The organism is Lysinibacillus sp. NPDC056959 (assembly GCF_042674095.1).
Taxonomy (GTDB): domain Bacteria; phylum Bacillota; class Bacilli; order Bacillales_A; family Planococcaceae; genus Lysinibacillus; species Lysinibacillus zambalensis.
On the sequence record NZ_JBHURE010000003.1, the window covers coordinates 186411 to 203862 of the forward strand.

Annotated in this window: 20 protein-coding genes; 2 read left to right on the top strand and 18 right to left on the bottom strand. The window is 38.3% G+C overall.

What is annotated here, in order from left to right:
- Window positions 1-242: 242 nt before the first annotated feature.
- The 10 genes from ACFTQ7_RS05140 to ACFTQ7_RS05185 form a co-directional block, all read right to left on the bottom strand.
- Complete coding sequence (locus tag ACFTQ7_RS05140; protein WP_386827606.1) at window positions 243-1418, bottom strand: DUF4085 family protein; 1176 nt, start codon at window positions 1416-1418, stop codon at window positions 243-245.
- Window positions 1419-1809: 391 nt separating this feature from the next.
- Window positions 1810-2550 (bottom strand): class I SAM-dependent DNA methyltransferase, encoded by a 741-nt coding sequence (locus ACFTQ7_RS05145; protein ID WP_386827607.1) that lies wholly within the window; start codon window positions 2548-2550, stop codon window positions 1810-1812.
- Between the two features lie 2 nt (window positions 2551-2552).
- Window positions 2553-2897 carry a ribosome silencing factor gene (gene rsfS / locus ACFTQ7_RS05150; protein WP_386827608.1) on the bottom strand — a complete coding sequence of 115 codons (345 nt, stop codon included), beginning with the start codon at window positions 2895-2897 and terminating at the stop codon, window positions 2553-2555.
- On the bottom strand, window positions 2894-3466 hold the full coding sequence (yqeK, locus tag ACFTQ7_RS05155; protein WP_349660073.1) for a bis(5'-nucleosyl)-tetraphosphatase (symmetrical) YqeK: 573 nt from the start codon (window positions 3464-3466) through the stop codon (window positions 2894-2896). The genes rsfS and yqeK overlap by 4 nt, the downstream gene beginning before the upstream one ends.
- Window positions 3435-4025, bottom strand: coding sequence for a nicotinate-nucleotide adenylyltransferase (locus ACFTQ7_RS05160; RefSeq protein ID WP_386827609.1), 591 nt, complete (start codon window positions 4023-4025; stop codon window positions 3435-3437). Before ACFTQ7_RS05160 ends, yqeK begins: the two co-directional genes overlap by 32 nt.
- A 9-nt stretch (window positions 4026-4034) precedes the next feature.
- Entirely contained in the window at window positions 4035-4337 is a 303-nt protein-coding gene (gene yhbY / locus ACFTQ7_RS05165; RefSeq protein WP_386827610.1) for a ribosome assembly RNA-binding protein YhbY, read from the bottom strand.
- A gap of 5 nt (window positions 4338-4342) precedes the next feature.
- The gene (aroE, locus tag ACFTQ7_RS05170) at window positions 4343-5173 is read right to left on the bottom strand and encodes a shikimate dehydrogenase (RefSeq protein WP_386827611.1); all 831 of its coding nucleotides are present in this window, start codon (window positions 5171-5173) and stop codon (window positions 4343-4345) included.
- A gap of 30 nt (window positions 5174-5203) precedes the next feature.
- The gene (gene yqeH, locus ACFTQ7_RS05175; protein ID WP_349660069.1) at window positions 5204-6307 is read right to left on the bottom strand and encodes a ribosome biogenesis GTPase YqeH; all 1104 of its coding nucleotides are present in this window, start codon (window positions 6305-6307) and stop codon (window positions 5204-5206) included.
- Window positions 6304-6825: a YqeG family HAD IIIA-type phosphatase gene (locus ACFTQ7_RS05180; protein ID WP_349660068.1), complete on the bottom strand. Its 522-nt coding sequence runs from the start codon at window positions 6823-6825 to the stop codon at window positions 6304-6306. Before ACFTQ7_RS05180 ends, yqeH begins: the two co-directional genes overlap by 4 nt.
- A gap of 36 nt (window positions 6826-6861) precedes the next feature.
- Complete coding sequence (locus ACFTQ7_RS05185) at window positions 6862-7644, bottom strand: phosphatidylserine decarboxylase (RefSeq protein WP_386827612.1); 783 nt, start codon at window positions 7642-7644, stop codon at window positions 6862-6864.
- 136 nt (window positions 7645-7780) lie between these two features.
- Between ACFTQ7_RS05185 and pssA the strand changes: the two genes are divergently transcribed.
- Together pssA and sigK are read left to right on the top strand one after the other, a co-directional pair.
- Window positions 7781-8281 (top strand): CDP-diacylglycerol--serine O-phosphatidyltransferase, encoded by a 501-nt coding sequence (gene pssA, locus ACFTQ7_RS05190; protein ID WP_386827752.1) that lies wholly within the window; start codon window positions 7781-7783, stop codon window positions 8279-8281.
- A gap of 87 nt (window positions 8282-8368) precedes the next feature.
- Window positions 8369-9076 (top strand): RNA polymerase sporulation sigma factor SigK, encoded by a 708-nt coding sequence (sigK, locus tag ACFTQ7_RS05195; protein WP_049667745.1) that lies wholly within the window; start codon window positions 8369-8371, stop codon window positions 9074-9076.
- A 441-nt stretch (window positions 9077-9517) separates the two neighbouring features.
- On the opposite strand, the gene mtnN is transcribed toward sigK, so the two are convergent.
- From mtnN to mltG, 8 genes are all read right to left on the bottom strand, one after another.
- Window positions 9518-10210: a 5'-methylthioadenosine/S-adenosylhomocysteine nucleosidase gene (gene mtnN / locus ACFTQ7_RS05200; RefSeq protein ID WP_049667743.1), complete on the bottom strand. Its 693-nt coding sequence runs from the start codon at window positions 10208-10210 to the stop codon at window positions 9518-9520.
- Window positions 10211-10271: 61 nt separating this feature from the next.
- Window positions 10272-10919, bottom strand: coding sequence for a YrrS family protein (locus ACFTQ7_RS05205; protein WP_386827613.1), 648 nt, complete (start codon window positions 10917-10919; stop codon window positions 10272-10274).
- Window positions 10920-11375: 456 nt separating this feature from the next.
- The gene (gene greA / locus ACFTQ7_RS05210) at window positions 11376-11864 is read right to left on the bottom strand and encodes a transcription elongation factor GreA (protein ID WP_049667741.1); all 489 of its coding nucleotides are present in this window, start codon (window positions 11862-11864) and stop codon (window positions 11376-11378) included.
- Between the two features lie 187 nt (window positions 11865-12051).
- Window positions 12052-12690, bottom strand: a complete 639-nt coding sequence (gene udk / locus ACFTQ7_RS05215) for a uridine kinase (RefSeq protein ID WP_386827614.1) — start codon at window positions 12688-12690, stop codon at window positions 12052-12054.
- Complete coding sequence (locus ACFTQ7_RS05220) at window positions 12690-13970, bottom strand: peptidase U32 family protein (RefSeq protein ID WP_386827615.1); 1281 nt, start codon at window positions 13968-13970, stop codon at window positions 12690-12692. Before ACFTQ7_RS05220 ends, udk begins: the two co-directional genes overlap by 1 nt.
- Window positions 13971-13984: 14 nt before the next feature.
- On the bottom strand, window positions 13985-14917 hold the full coding sequence (locus tag ACFTQ7_RS05225; RefSeq protein ID WP_386827616.1) for a peptidase U32 family protein: 933 nt from the start codon (window positions 14915-14917) through the stop codon (window positions 13985-13987).
- 5 nt (window positions 14918-14922) lie between these two features.
- Window positions 14923-15555, bottom strand: coding sequence for an O-methyltransferase (locus tag ACFTQ7_RS05230; RefSeq protein WP_349660149.1), 633 nt, complete (start codon window positions 15553-15555; stop codon window positions 14923-14925).
- A gap of 538 nt (window positions 15556-16093) precedes the next feature.
- A complete protein-coding gene (gene mltG, locus ACFTQ7_RS05235) occupies window positions 16094-17221 on the bottom strand; it encodes an endolytic transglycosylase MltG (RefSeq protein ID WP_386827617.1) in 1128 nt (375 codons plus the stop codon).
- Window positions 17222-17452: the final 231 nt, after the last annotated feature.

Consider the following 17452-nt stretch of genomic DNA (forward strand, 5'->3'; position numbering starts at 1 on the left):
TGAGATTTATCGAGAACTTTTGATTGTTTATCGACCAACTTTATCGATTTATCTACCAACTTTCGAAAAATATCGACATCTACCTTCATGCAACACTATCTGACCGCACTAATAATTTGCGTATAAAAATTTTCACATCAAAAAAGCGCGAGAAATCAACGTTTCTAAATTGATTTCTCGCACTTTTTAAGGTTTCGACCAGTTTTGTCCCGGCCTCTTTTCAGCATTACTTTCTACAAGCGTTATTCTGCTAAGATATCTTTAAATTTCGCTTGGAGCTCGATTGTTAAGATTCCCTCATTGTAAAAATGGCGAATAAACACATTTTGCATCATATCATCCTCTTGAGCGGGATTCATCTTCATTAAAATATGATTAATCTTCTCCGCGAGCTGTACTGGATTGGCATACATTGTATTCCATGCGCGAACCTTTAACTCTAAATCCGTACCGAGGGCCGCCTCCTCCAAGTCCTGTATTGGTACTGGCTCACTAAAATGTGCATACGGGTCTTCATATATATCTGTATGTAAAAAATGAATACAATCATCTAATTTGTCTGCCACACATATTGTATCTACAAAAACGCCTTGATCATTTTCATATAGATTGCTATTTTCTAAAACTAAAAATGGTGCGTGTTGCTGAATCCCAATTACTCGTTTTTTTAATTGTGGTGTAATAAAGATTAAACCATGCTCTAGCTGCAATGTTTGAACGTATGTAGAAAAATTACCGTTTTCAGCAAAATCACTATATGTTTTTGGGCGATAATAAAATTCAGCGTCTAACTCCGCTGCTTCAATCGTCCATTCCACTTCTGGACAATCAAAAATAACACGTAGTGCCATTCCATTCGCTGTTTTTCTGAGCTCATCATAAATATAAAACTGCTCTGGTTCTACTTGACCTACCTCACTTAAAATTTTGTTAAACGTTAGAGAAATGATTGATTTTGCAGTAAAGCCCCCTGCCATATCAAATGTTAATTCAACATGAGTAGCATTACGTTGAATGCTAACTATTGTTGCATCATGAAGGCTTTGTTCAAAGACCTCTCTCTCCTTCGGTTTCATATAAACTAACGCTTTCTGCTTTTCCTCATATGCTGCATCGAGAATATTTTCAAATAGCTGCTCCTGTTCATTTCTCCATCCTAAAAAATCTTCTCGTACTTGTTTAGGTACATCTGGTGTATTCAACGTTCTATCTAAAATATATGGATGAAATCGCAGTGGTAAATAGTTCATTAAACTATCGCGTATTACATCTAACTCTTGCTTCTTTTCCTTATATGGATCAATATCATTTTCCTTTGCATAGGCAAGGTAATCTGTCCACTCTTCATCTGATTCGTAAATAAATAGTCTCATCGCATTTTCATATGCTTTTTTATCTTGCATTGTTAAGTGCCACATAATTTCAGCTCCTTTAATTGGGTAGTAAAAGAAAAAACCTCTTGGCTCAAGTTGATTGGAGTGGAGACTGGGCGACTCCTTGGGGATCAGCGATAGGGGAACGAAGGCTAAGAGCATCACATCCTGTGATAACGCCTTCGTGACCAATTCCTGCTGCTGCCACTCACGCTTTCGCGCAAAAGACATCTGTTGGCCCGAGACCCTGCAGCGAAGCGAAGCGGCTCATCGGACGCCCCCAGGAAGCTCTGCTCTGTGCGAAAGCGAAGCGACAGCAGCAAAGCGCCCAGTCAGAACGGAAATCAACCACACGTTCTGGTGATGAGCAAAATAATGTTTGATAATGACAAGCAAAAAAACAGCTTGCTAGTCAGTTTACCAGCAAGCTGTTCTTTTATTTCACCGCACGGATAAAAATGCGTTCACTTTCATATTCAGGACCTTCATCAGTAAAATCAGCTGTTACTTCTACATGTTTAAAGCCAATTGCCTGAAGCCATGCCATATACTGATCGATTGAGAACGTGCGCTGATTATGCTCTTCGTCAAAGCGTTCATACAAATCACTCGCAGCATCACGCACATAAAAGGTCATTTGGTGGACAACGGAATGTTCAAAATCGCCAGGCTCCGTATGCCATACATAGCTAATGTCACCATCGTCATACGTAAACGGACCGTCTAAAAATATATCATTCATTTTAAATAACGAATGCACATCAAAAAACAGTTGGCCTTCATCTCGTAAAGCAGCATGAATACGTTCTAATGTTGAATAAACTGCTTTTTCGTCCATTACATAATTCAGCGAATCAATAGCAATCGTTACAACGTCAAGCGCCCCAAATCCATCTAATTCATCCATCGACATACAATAGAGAGGCACATGTAATCCTGCATCAGCAAAGCGCTCTGCAGCAATGGAGAGCATACTTTCCGATAAATCAACCCCACTCACCTTGTAGCCTGCCTGCGCAAACGACAGGCTAAGCACGCCTGTACCGCAGCCGATATCTAAAAGATTCGGGTATTGAGTGCTCGGTGCATGCTGCAAAACCCATCCTACATAACGTTCATAAGGGATATCCGTTTGCAACTCGTCATACACGTGTGCAAATCGTTCGTAGCTACTCACACTTAAGCCTCTGGCATGTCTAATTGCGGTGCATCGCCCCATAGACGTTCTAAATTATAATAAGCACGTTCATCTTTGTGGAATACATGCGCTACAACATCTCCAAGATCCACAAGAACCCAGCGTGCTGCATCGAAGCCTTCTACACGACGAATTTCATAGCCCTCTTTTACTGCTACCTCTTGTAATTCACGTGCGATTGCTTGCACTTGGCGGTCAGAATTACCATGAGCAATAATAAAGTAATCTGCTAAAAGTGAAATGCCCTCCATATTTAAAACGACAATATCCTCACCGTGTTTGTCGTCAATTGCTTTGTAAGCTGATTGTAATAAAGTTGAAGTCATCCTTCACTGTCCTCTCTTTTCATCATATCGTTGTAACATTCTATTGATAATGGATAAATTGGTTGTTTTGTGTCAATTAAAAATCCCAATGTATGGCGTACACAAGCGCTCATCACTTTATCCAAACTTTTCTTTGCTTTTTTTCGCAGACGATCAACACCATCAAATTTACGATTCGGTTCAATCATATCTGCAACAAAAATAATTTTTTCTAAACGGCTCATGCCTACGCGTCCTGTTGTATGAAAACGAATAGCATTTAACATATCCTCATCAACAATGCCAAATTCGCTTTCTGCAATATAAGCACCTACTGGACCATGTAGTAATTCACTACCCCAGCCAATAAGGCGAGCATCTAATTTTTCATCAAGGACGATTTGCTCCATCCATTCAATATCTGCATATTTCGCAATATCGTGAAGGATGGCTGCAATTTCAGCCTTTTTTTCATCCTCACCATAAAATTTTGCTAGCTCAATGGCAGTTTCCATTACACCAATGGTATGAATATAGCGCTTCTCAGGCATGCGTGGCTTAATCGCCGCTAGGTACTGTTCGCGTTCCATAAAGACCTTCCTCTCGTATGAACGTCTCTACCGCTTCTGGCAGTAAAAAAGTAACCGTTCCTCCAGTAGCAAGGCGTTCACGAAGCAGTGTGGACGATAAATCGATTTGGGGAGCTTCCACCATTAGTATTGGATACTCTGTTGTGGCCTCTGTTCCTGGACGCTTTACTCCTACAAATTGCACAAGCTTCACTAATTCATCAATACAGTACCATGTATGAAGTGAATCAATCATGTCGCCGCCAATGATAAAGTAAAACTTCACATTAGGCTCTCTTATACACATCGCAGAAAGTGTCTTATATGAATAGGATACGCCACCCTTATCCACCTCATACGACTCCACAGAAAAATACGGATATGGACTTATTGCACGCCTTACCATTTCAAGGCGCTCCACATCACTAGCATCATGAGGTGCAAACTTATGTGGTGGTAATGCATTGGGCATAAAGCGAACTTCATCAAGATCTAAAGCATGAAGTACTTCATTAGCCATCATTAAATGTCCAATATGTGGTGGATTAAATGTACCTCCCAGTAAACCGACCTTTTTCATCGTTTCACCTTATTTCGTTGCTTTTGGTAATGCAATCTTTTTATTATTACGTGACTCTTTATATAAAACAACTGTTAGTCCAATTAATTGTACAAGCTCTGCATGAGCACCTTTAGCAAGTGCTTCTGCCACATCATGCTTGTCTTCTTCACAGTTATCTAAAATACGTACCTTAATCAACTCTCTTACTTCTAATGCTTCACGAATTTGCTTTGTCATTTCGTCATTAACGCCGCCTTTTCCTACTTGGAAAATTGGTGTTAAATGATGTGCTTCCGCACGTAAAAAACGTTTTTGTTTACCTGTTAACATAAAAATTAATATCCTCCTAATTGCACCTTTAGTTGGGCAATCACTGAATTTGTATTCGGGTATTCACCAAGCCAATGCTCAAAAGCAATAGCCCCTTGATGAACAAACATTCCAAGACCCGTAACGACGGTTGCTCCTTTTTCATCAGCCGCTTTTAAAAAAGGCGTCATTAATGGATTATACACAATATCGGCCACAATTGCGCCTTCTGCAAGTTGTTCTAATGAAAATGGCATTGAAAAATTGCCCGTAGCAAGGCCAGCCGATGTCATTTGCACTAAAATGCCGAAATCAGCTAATGATTCTTCTGCATCTGCTAAAGAAATAGCATTTCCTATACCCATTTCATCGACAATTACCTTTGCGTTTGCCACTGTGCGATTGGCAATGGTTAAATTCGTATAACCTTGCTGCTGCATAGCAAAAGCAATGCCACGAGCAGCACCGCCCGCACCAATCAGAAGAACTGGCTTGTCTTTATGTGACTTGCCAACAGCCTCTTCAAGCGAGCGCACAAAACCAACACCGTCTGTATTGTATCCCTTTAATTTTCCTTCTTTTGTACGGACAACCGTATTGACAGCTCCCATTTTTTCTGCCAACTCATCTAGCTCATCTAAATAAGGAATGATCGCTGTTTTATGTGGAATTGTAACGTTCCAACCACTTGCACCTAATGTTTTTAGACCAGCAACCGCTGACTCCAAACTTTCAGAAGATACACGAATTGGAATATACGTCGCATCTATCGACAGTTCCTCGAACCAAGCATTATGCATCGATGGGGATTTTGAATGCTCGATCGGATCACCAATAACCGCAAACCATTTCTTCATTTCCTAGTCCCTCTTCTCTACTTGTACAACTTAAATTAGTGATGGGCGAATTGAAACTTGTACACCCTTTGGTGCATAAGCTGCTACAACTACATCAGCATGCTGCACAGTAATCCACCCAAGACCTGAGAATACAACATCTGTTTTCGCTTCTTTGATTGAGAACTCATGACGCACTAATGGCGGTAGTTGTTCTATAAATTCAGCAGTTGGAGGTGCAAGCAACTCACCCTTATGTTCTGCATATAATGTATCTGCCTTCTCAAGCTTTGTACGGTGAATTGGTAAATCATTTGCCACATGAACCGTAAATGCGGAACGATCTCCTTGAATAAAGTCAAAACGAGCAAGGGCACCAATAAATAATGTTTGTCCTGCATTTTGTTGATATACTTTTGGCTTTATTTCTTTTTTAGGCATAATATATTTTAATTCACTAGCGTCAATATGGTGTGCCATCTGATGATGATTAATAATTCCTGGTGTATCATATAATGAGCTACCATCATCTAGTGGAATTTCAATCATATCTAAAGTGGTACCTGGGAAATGAGAAGTTGTAATTACTTCACCTTCACCCGTAGCCTGCTTGATAATGCGATTAATGAACGTGGATTTCCCAACATTTGTACAGCCTACAACGTAAACATTTTGTCCATTACGGTACTCATCAATGGCTTCCATCGCTTCAGCCATCCCTTTTCCTTTATGAGCACTTACTAAAAGTACATCAATAGGTTGTAGACCTAGAGCTTTCGCTTCTCGTTTTAGCCAATTAATCACTTTTTTCGGTTTCACAGATTTCGGTAATAAATCAGCTTTATTGGCGATTAATAACACAGGATTTTTCCCTACGAAACGGTGCAGTCCTGGTAGCCAACTCCCATTGAAGTCGAATATATCAACAATTTTTACGATTAAGCCTTGCTGAGTTCCAAGACCGTTTAAAATACGTAAAAAGTCGTCATCTGTTAATGACACTGGTTGAATTTCATTATAATTTTTCAAACGGAAGCAACGTTGGCAAATGACCACGTCTTTTTCTAATGATGATGGGGGTGCATACCCAACTGCTGTTTTATCTTCTGTTTGAATTGTTGTACCACAGCCAATACAATTTGGCATTTCGTTCATTCTTTTTCCTCCCAAGTACTGATTCCTTTTCGTTTTAAAGTATTGAACACACGGCGTTCAATAAATCGATTGAATTTTGTTACGAGCCCATCTGATTGTGCAACCGGCTTTACTAGTACCGTATGCAAGCCTAGACGATTTGCGCCCATTACATCAGTTAGTAGTTGGTCTCCTACCATTACTACTTCCTGCGGTCGTAGCCCCAATTGAATAATGGCGCTATAAAAGGCATTACGAAGTGGCTTTCTTGCCTTATGAATATAAGGAATACCTAATGGTTCAGCAAACTGCTTAACACGCGCTTCTTTGTTATTCGACGCAATAATAACACGAATGCCAGATTCTTTCATAATGCGAAGCCAAATAATAAGCTCTTCCGTTGCATCTGCACGGTCCCATTCCACAAGCGTATTATCTAAATCCGTAATAATCCCTTTAATACCTAAGTTTTGTAGCTTTTCCGGTGTAATTTCATAAATACTCGTGACAAATTCATTTGGTAATAAAAAATTATACAAAATAGCGACCCCTAATCTAAACGTATTATTCGACCATTATAGCATATTTGCGAAGGCTTCACCCATTTGAATTGGGCTTCCTTGTACAACATTTTCCGTAAATTCTATTGCATCCTTTTCAAACAGCATAACTACTGTTGAGCCAAATGAAAAATATCCGACTTCTTGACCCTTATGCCACTGGGTTGTTGTATTAGTGAGCACAATAGAGTTTACAAAGGTAGCGCCAACTTTAATAAACGCTATCTGCTGTTTATTTGCCACTTTCAGCTCCGTTACCGAACGATAATTGTGCGATATTGGCTTTTTACCGTATGTAAGACCGAGCTGATTAACAGGATAGGATTTTTGACCAAGTGTATACTGTCGTAACACCTCTCCATCAATCGGGCTATGAATTCGGTGATAATCTGCCGGACTCAAGTAAAACACGATAAAATGCCCATCTGCATATTGTGAAGCACGTTCTGTATTGCCAAGTAAATCTTGTAATGAATAAGGTTTACCCTTTACAAGAAATGTCATATCCCATTCGATACGCCCAAATGATTCTACTTTGGCATCCACTGGACTCACATAAGTACTGGGATTTTGTTCAATTGTACGTGCATCTTCTAAAAGTTCTCTTGTAAAAAAGTCATGTAAACTTGAAAAATGTTGTTGTTTTTTCGCAACCTCTTCAAGTTTAATATCGTATACTTTCATGTAACTAGGAATAATACGTTTACTCCACTTTGCTTTTGCAATAGATTGCAAAAGCTGGGAAGATTGCTTACCGTTTGTTAATTCAATTAAGCGTTGATATAGTTTTTCTTTCATAAAACAAAACCCCTATCGATTAATTTAGACTGTCAATTTTTTCGCATTCGAAGTATAATGGTACAATATCTTAAGTGCAAAGGAGTGATCCCCCTTGTTTTTTTATCACAAGTTGGTGGATACCACGGTTAAGAAAATGAAATCGCAAGCTGCAAATTTTATCACAATCAGTAATATGTCCTTCGGCGGCGCGGCCATAATGGCTACACTACATGAATACTATAGCTACAGTGTCTTGTTTATCTTTATCGCAGCCCTTCTTGATCGCTATGACGGGAAGGTGGCTAGAGCACTTGGACAAGTGTCTGATTTAGGCAAACAATTAGATTCTATGAGTGATATTATATCATTTGGTGTGGCACCTGCATTATTAATGTATAAAGTTGTCTTAGTCGACTTTGGTTTTGTCGGTATGACCATGACAGTATTGTATATCGTCTGCGGTGCGATGAGATTAGCTCGCTTCAACATTTCAGAAGCAAACGGCTATTTCACAGGGCTACCGATTACTGCGGCAGGTACAGTCTTAACTTTAACGTATTTCGCATCTAATACGTTCCACCCGGTATTTTATCTTTTCCTATTCCCTATACTAGCATTACTAATGATTAGTACACTCACGTTAAAAAAAGTGTAACAGCGCATTTGCTGTTGCACTTTTTTTCATTTAACACAGCTTTAAAACATATACTGTCGAAAAATGGGGAAAGGATGAAATCATTCAATGAGCGGAATTTTTACATCTATGTTGCAGTTATGGCTTGAGATCCCAGCATTACTTGGCTATTTAAAGGGGCAAACTTTCCATAAACCCTTTTCAAAAGAAGAGGAAGCTGCTTGTATTGAACGATTTTTAGGCGGTGATGAGCAAGCGCGTCTTGACCTAATTGAACGTAATATGAGACTTGTCGCACACGTTGTAAAAAAATTCCACCCAAAGCATGAACAACTTGATGATTATATTTCCATCGGTACGATTGGTCTGATGAAAGCCGTAGAAAGTTATACGCCTGACAAAAAGACCCGTCTTGCCACTTATGCCGCCCGCTGTATCGAAAATGAAATTTTAATGCATCTGCGTACACAAAAAAAAGTGCAAAAAGATGTTTCCTTATTTGAGCCAATCGGTACAGATAAGGATGGTAACGCCCTACAAATCCGAGATCTCTTACAATGCGATGAAGAAAGTGCAACAGAAAAAATTGAACATAAAGAGCATGTTGCACAACTATATCACTATTTGCATATGCTCGACGAACGTGAGCTCGAAATCGTTACTCTTCGCTATGGTCTTAACCAGCAGGATGCACTCACACAAAAGGAAATCGCTGCACGTTTAAATATTTCTCGTAGCTATGTATCTCGCATTGAAAAGCGAGCACTTATTAAACTCTATCAATTATATAAACGAGATCAAAAAATTATTGAGTAATAATAATTCAATAAATATATGAAATTATTCCGCAATGAATCTTGTATTTTTATCGGTACAAAAGGAGACATTTGTAGCTGACGTTTCACTTTCGCTACGAAAACATTTGCTAAAATAAAGAAAGCCCTCTTGCGTCATTAAAATGTCGCAAGAGAGCTTTTTCTCTTAATGAATTTCAACAGATTCTGAAAGTTCTGCTGAAATAAGTGTACCGAGTAACATTGTTATAATGACTACACCTGTTGTTAAAAATAGCATTTTGCATGCCTCCCATCTGAATATGAAGAGATTTAATTAACAACAGTTTAGCATTAGCGAGACTTTCAAACTGTGATTTTTCTCACACTAAAAGCCACTCATTTTGACTATTTTGTGTAGTTTATCCCGCAGATTTGTGAATACGAAAAATCAGTGGGGATGAAGAAAACCCCACTGGAATATTTATAACGATTCTATAGCTTTAAGTACGATTTGTGTGGAATGCTTTGCAGCTACTGGTAAAAATTCATCGAAGCTAATATTCGATTCTTTTCCAGCGATATCTGATAATGCACGAATAACAACAAACGGCGTACCAAATTGATAACACACTTGTGCAACAGCTGCTGCTTCCATCTCCACTGCCTTCATTTGTGGGAAATGGCGACGGACATCTTCTACACGAACAGGATCATTCATAAAGGCATCACCTGAGCAAATTAAACCAATACCATATTGGTGCTCTCCAACAGCCTCTACTGCCTCTTCAGCCACTTTCATAAGTTTTTCATCTGATTTATAAGCTGCTGGCATACCAGCCATTTGGCCCATTTCATAACCGAAAATCGTAACATCTACATCATGATGACGAACTTCATCCGAAATAACGACTGCACCTACTTCAAGAGTTTCATCATAGCCACCAGCAGAACCCGTATTAATGACTACATCAGGCTTAAATTCATGTAATAGAATAGTAGTTGACATTGCAGCATTTACTTTACCAATACCGCTCTTTAATAAAACTACCTCTTTCCCTTTATAAGTTCCTGTTGTATACTCACTGCCTGCGATTGTTGAGCTTTCTGCATTATCTAATGATGCTCGTAAAAGCTCTACTTCCTCTTCCATTGCGCCGATTACTGCAATTTTCATCTCTCTGTTACTTCCCTTCTTTAATCAACTCTATTAAAAATAAACAAACGTTTTATTTTCGTCAATAGGCGCCATTTAATGTATTTAGTTGCTCAAGTTTGACTGGTAACCAGCCTTCGTTGTCGACCCATTCCATGCTGACACGATACATTTGTGTCTTATCATTAGTTGAAACTGTTGCAATAGCCGAATTAGCGCCACCGTTATTTTGTATACGCCAAATAATCATATTGTCCTTTTCGATGCCAGTAGCGGCTGTAACTGTGGCCACCTTTTCAGCCCAGTCTACAGATTTAACATCGTAAGAAGACACATGCTGACCTGTTTGTGTTGTAGGTGTAGGCTTCCAGCTTTTATTGGTTACAACCTTATCAACAATTGGGTTGTCTGACGTGGTTTCAGTAGTAGCATCCTGTTCAGATGTTTCAGGTTCATCTGTAGGCTCTTCCTCAGTTTCCTCTTTAGCTGTTTCATCATTATTTTTCTCTTTAGAAGGCTCTTCCTTCACGTCTTCTTTATCGTTCTTCTGCTCCTGTATTGGCTCATCTTTCTCAACTTGCCCTGCATCATCCTGCCATTTAAACACAAATGTGGCTACTATAATAATTAATATCACGACAATACCAATTAATACATTCAATAGTTTATCTAGCTTTTTATTATGAGATGGCTGCAAATGACGACTGCTTCGAGTTTTTCGTTCACTCATGAAGTCTCCCCCTCTCTAGCCAATATTTTATCAAGTTCAACAGCACTTGCAAAATAATTGTGCTCCTATTATATCATAGACAAAACCAAAGACCTCTTAAGGTATTTATCGGATGTTGGCTATTGAATCAATTATGCAACGGCGTAATTGTGTACGGAATCGGCTTTATGCCAACAAGACGTTGATTATTCAGCCATATGTTGTTGTCGCTTCGCATTCGCACAGTTAAATTGCTACAATACTCCGCATTCATCTCACAACCTATAAAAGTGGGATACTCCTGTATCGTCTGTCGCTACAAATGCCTTTTGCTAAAAGAAGTGTAAAAACTCACATAGATGATTGAATCAAGAACAGTATCGCCTTGGCGGTGCTGTAGATACAATACATTGTGCTGAATGAAGATAAAAGCAGCTAGCTCTCTTTTACAAAGAAAGCTAACTGCTTGTACAAAAATTATTTTATTGAAATAATTTTAACTTTCATTTCTCCACCAGGTGTTTGTACGACAACCTCTTCGCCTTCAGCACGACCTAGCAAGCCTTTAGCAATTGGTGATTCATTTGAAATACGGAATTCCATTGGATCTGCCTCAGCCGAACCAACAATTGTATACGATTCCTCATCAGTTGATGGTTTTCCATTAATTACTTCTACAAATGTAACCGTTTTCCCTAGTGATACTACACTGTTGTCTGTTTCATCCTCAGAAATAATAACTGCGTTACGAATCATTGATTTTAATGTAGAAATTCGACCTTCTAAAAAGGCTTGTTCTTCTTTTGCAGAGTCATACTCAGCGTTTTCAGAAAGATCCCCGAAATCACGAGCGATTTTAATACGTTCTACGATTTCCTTACGTGTTTCCGTTTCTAATTTCACTAATTCTTCTTCTAATTTTCTTTTACCTTCAGCTGTCATTGGGTACTGTTTTTCGTTTGCCAAAGTTCTTCACTCCTTGTTTTCGTCAATATAAAAACATAAAACTCGATTAAGTGCCTAGTAGGATTCACTTAATCGAATTTTATTATTTTTAAACGGTTTCAAATTACGCTTTGACCTAATAGTATGCATGCCTTTCTGAAATATGTACAGATATGCATGTAAATATTGTCAATACCACTCTATCTTATTACAATACGTTGTCGGTTTCAAGGATAGTTTTAATCTTAGTTACCATTAAATCAATTGCAACCTCATTGTCCCCGCCTTCAGGAATAATAATATCAGCATAACGTTTCGTCGGTTCAATAAATAAATTATGCATTGGACGCACTGCCGATAAATATTGGTCGATTACAGAATCTGTTGTACGTCCACGCTCTTTTATATCACGCATTATACGACGAATAATACGTAAATCTGAGTCCGTATCTACAAATAATTTAATGTCCATTAAATCACGTAAATCTGCATCTTCTAACACCAAAATACCTTCAAGTATAATAACATCTACAGGCTCTACATGAATAACTTCTTGAGCTCTTGTATGCTGCACATAATCATATACTGGCTTTTCAATTGGTTGACGGACCAATAATTTTTTTATGTGTTCAATTAACAAATCATTATCAAACGCTAACGGATGGTCATAGTTTGTACCTAAACGCTCCTCAAACGTTAAATGACTTTGATCTTTATAATAAAAATCTTGTTCAATAACAACTACTGAATGATCGCGAAAAACATCATAAATAGCACGGGTCACACTCGTCTTTCCCGAGCACGAGCCACCAGCGATTCCGATGACGACTGGACGCTTTGCTGCCATTAATTATTCCCCTTTCGCATCATGTTATGTGGTTTTAATGGTGTATCGCATTTAAATTTAACAATTTGTAGTGGGTGACGTGCAGCATCTAAGCTATTGCCATCCTCATCCCAAATTTCACCCATTGTAAGACGGAAATTTTCGATTTCCGGTCCAAAGAATTCTACCTCATCGCCAGGTTTAAAATAGTTACGTTGTTGCATTGTTACCATTTTCGTTTCTGGGTCATGCTCTAAAATTAAACCAGCAAACTCATAAGTTGTTTTACGGCCATGTACACCAAACATTTGCTCCTCGTGACCAGGTGCATCGTGGAAGAATGCTTCTGCAGTGTCACGGTTAGCACATTTGTCTAATTCCTCAAGCCATTCACGTTTAATTTTGAAATTGTCAGGGTCCGCACAATAAGCGTCAATCACTTTGCGGTACACTGAAACAACTGTAGCAACATAGTGAATTGATTTCATACGGCCTTCTACTTTTAATGAATCAATACCAAGCTCAATCATATGTGGAATTGCTTCAATCAGCTTTAAGTCTTTAGGACTCATTGCAAAAGATGCGTGGTTATCATCGAAAAGTGCCTTTTCTTCGCCATCTTCTAGCTCATATAAATCATAGTCCCAACGACAAGATTGACAGCAACCACCACGGTTAGAGTCACGAGCAGTCATATGATTTGAAAGTACACAGCGACCAGAATAGGCGATACACATTGCTCCATGAACGAAAGCCTCAATTTCAATATCGACTTTTTCTTTCATCAGCTTCATTTCTTCGCCGCCAACCTCACGTGCTAATACTACACGATGTAAGCCTTCTTCTTTCCAATACTGTACTGCCTTCCAGTTCGATAAAGATTGCTGAGTAGAAAGGTGAATTTCAAGCTTTGGTGCAGCTGTACGGCATGTTTCAATGATTAATGGGTCTGCTACAATAATGCCTGTAACACCTGCAGATTCAATATCTTGTAAATATTGCTCTAAGCCGTCCATATTTTCATTGTGTGCGAAAATATTTGTCGTAACATATATTTTTGCACCGTATTTATTGGCGAATTCAACACCTTCGCGCATTTCTTCAATTGAGAAGTTATCTGCGTTTGAACGTAGACCGAACTCTCGTCCACCGATAAATACAGCATCCGCTCCATAATGAACTGCTACTTTTAATTTTTCTAAACTACCTGCAGGGGCAAGTAGCTCTGGTTTTTTTGTAATGACACGTTTACCGTCTACAATCTCACGGATTTTGTCATTTTGCTCTAATACTAATGCCATGTTCTTGCCACCTCCTAGTAAACTGTTTCCTTGAAGATAAAACCAGTATCAAGAGGTCTGATAGTAGGCTGAATTTCTTCAATTTTAACTAATAAATCATCTTTAATATCTTCGTAAGCATCTTCTGATTCGTCAAAATATGTGTCAATTGCTTGACGATAAGCTTCTGTTACTGTGACCACATATTCTGGCGTTTGAAGAACACCCTCAATTTTCAATGCATCAATGCCACCTTCGAATAATTCGCCAAGCTCATCAATAATACACATATCATTTGGACTGAAAATATGCGTACCGTTAGCATCTTCATAAATTGGATATTTATTATTACGCTCATCATCATGAAGGAACATATTGCGATTTTCCTTACGATTTTCAATTTCCATTACTTTATCTTGATATAAGAAATAATGGCCTAGTAATGGGCGTTTTGATTGGAACATACATGTCATTCCATGTACTTGAACCTCAACCTCTATTTCTACATTTTCTTTAATTTCTAGCACTTCATCTAAAGAAAGTTCACGTGAAAGTACTGCGCGAGTTGCTCCGCGTTTCCCCCAATAATTTGCTGTAAACCAGTTCGTTGCAGTCGTTTCTGGATTCCAGTGTAGCGGTATTGTAACACCTTGTTCACGACGAATGATTAATACTGCTGGATCCCCATAAATTAAACGGTCAACACCAATACGTTGCATTTCTTTTAAATATTCGGCAAGCGCATCCATTTTTTCATTATGGAATAGCGCATTTACCGCAACATAAACCTTTTTACCCGCTGCATGAATCAACTTTGTAGCTTCTTCCACTTCACTAACAGAAAATTCCCCTGCTAGACGAAGACCAAATTGTTGTTCACCAATGACAAAAGCATCTGCTCCAGCCTGTAAAAGTGCTTTTACATGGTCCACTGATTGCGGTGTAACAAGCAATTCAGGTTTTTTCATAATAGTCACCTCTTCAAACATAGTAATAAACCATCACCGACCGGTAAAAATGCACTTGTATAATCAGGGTGCTCCATAATCCAATCGGTAAAGTTTTTTAAATTTCGAATCATTGTACGCTTGCGACGCGGTACATCTTTTAAATCCAAATCTGATAAGCCATGCATATACATATTATCGATATATAGAACTCCGCCAGATTTTACAAGAGGCGCATACTTTTCAAAAAAGCGTTGATATTGTCCCTTTGCAGCATCGATAAAAACTGCATCGAAGGTTGTATGAATTGCTTCATCATTCACCTCTAAGGCGTCACCTTCAATAACCGTAATACGATCTGAAACTGTAGAACGTTCAATATAAGCCTTTGCTCTCGCAACACGCTCAGTATCTCGCTCAATTGTAACGATATGCACGTTAGGTAAAGCGTCAGCCATTCTTATTGCAGAATAACCAATTGCTGTACCAATCTCTAAAATTTTTGACGGATTTTGAATACGTAGCAGTTGATTTAGTGCATCAATGCCTGCAAGCTGCATAATCGGTACATGATTCTCCTCCGCAAATGCTTCCATTTCTAAAAGCAATTCATTACGTGGTTGAATAAATGATTGAATATATGCATCTGATAATTCCATTTTTAAGTTCACCCTCATATCAATTATGCCTCGGCATAATTGCGTCTGGAATCGGCTTTGTACAAGCACACAGCCGATTTCGTGACATACGCCAGAGGCTTTAACTTCTTTCAGCGGATGCTTGGACGTCTGTAGCTATCGCTACAAAAGACATCTGCTGAAAGAAGTTAAAAGGCAACAAGTAATCCTCGTTGTCTGTACTTCATCATTTAACAACAAAAAGAAAAAGACCAAACGTGATGTCTTGGTACTTCGTCATACAAAAATGAGCAATTGTTTTTATAAGCTTTAAACAATTGCCACCACGTATATTTTTCCGCATTAACGGACTGATTGAATTTTTCCCATGCGGATCGATTAAAAATCACAACTTATAATAGCATGAAAATAGAAGGAAAGCTATTTTTCTTTCCTTCTATCCACATTATTACTATTTATTTTTTAATAATATCCAGTATATCTCGGCATAATTACGTTTTTTCGCAGATGTATGGACACCCGCTGAAAAGTAACTTAACATCTCACAAGTTAACAGAAATTACTCTGCATTGCGCAAATATTTTTGCTCTTTCTGTAAGTGTTCATCATATGTTTTCGAGAAGTGATTGACACCCTGTTTATCCGCTAAGAAGAAGAGATAATCTGTTTCACTTGGATTAAGCACTGCTTCAATTGAAGTTTTCCCAGCACCCGCAATAGGACCTGGTGGTAAGCCTTTATTTTTGTAGGTATTATAGGCATTATCTACTTCTAAATCTTTATAAAGTACACGATCTTTATGAGATCCTAGTGCATATAAAACAGTTGGGTCTGTTTGTAGAGGCATTCCTTGATTGATACGGTTATAGAATACGCTCGCAATTGTTTCTCGATCTGTTTGAGCAGTAGCTTCTTCTTCCAATAATGAAGCAAACGTTATTAATTGATGTACTGACATTTGTTTTTCAGTAAGAACATCGCTGTAATTTTTCACAACCTTGTCCATTGCCCCTACCATTTCGTCTACAATCGATTCCAATGTTGGTTTTTCTTCAAAATAAGAATACGTTGCAGGGAATAAATAGCCCTCTAAATCATAACGAATATTATCGGCTAAAACCGCATCCGTTACAAGCTCAGGATATTTAGCCTTCATTTGTTGAACAAATGTATCGCTTGTTACTAAGTCCATAAATTCCTTTTGAGTGTAAGGTGTTTTCTTTTCCACAATATTACCGATTTGTTCAAGTGTTAAGCCTTCAGGAATGGTCATTGCAAAGACTGGCGTACGGTAGACCTTTCCGGTTTTTAAACTTTTGATTAGTTCGTCTAATGTCATTGACTGTGATAAATCATATTTGCCTGCTTGGAACTGAGATTCATTTTTAAATTTGGCATAGTATTTAAAAACACGAGCATCTTTAATTAACCCTTTTTCCTCTAATAGAGTCGAAATAGAGCTTAAACCTGAACCAATTGGTACTTCAACTGCTATTGTTTTAGTCGCATCTGGATCTACTGGTTTTAATGCGCTCTTTACATAATTATAGCCAAATAAACCGACTATCCCTAAAATTAGGACCAAAGCAATTGCAACAATAGCAACGATTTTTCTCACAATTTTTACCTCGGATTTTCTTTCTTGCATTTTTGAAAACATTTCTTGTTTTTTTGAACCGTTATTCACGGGTTTCCCCCCTATCACTCCATTATCATACTAGAAATCAACTTTCACGACAAACAGAAATAGATAATTCAGTAGAAAAAGCACACATAAAAAAATAGCTTGCGACAATAGAATGAGTATAATTAATAAAAGTTGATTCCCTAGAATTAGTAAAAAAAGCTGAGACAAAAACAGTTTTAAAGCATTGATAACATATTAGAGAAAACTAGATAGATAATAATGGGTCGTTTT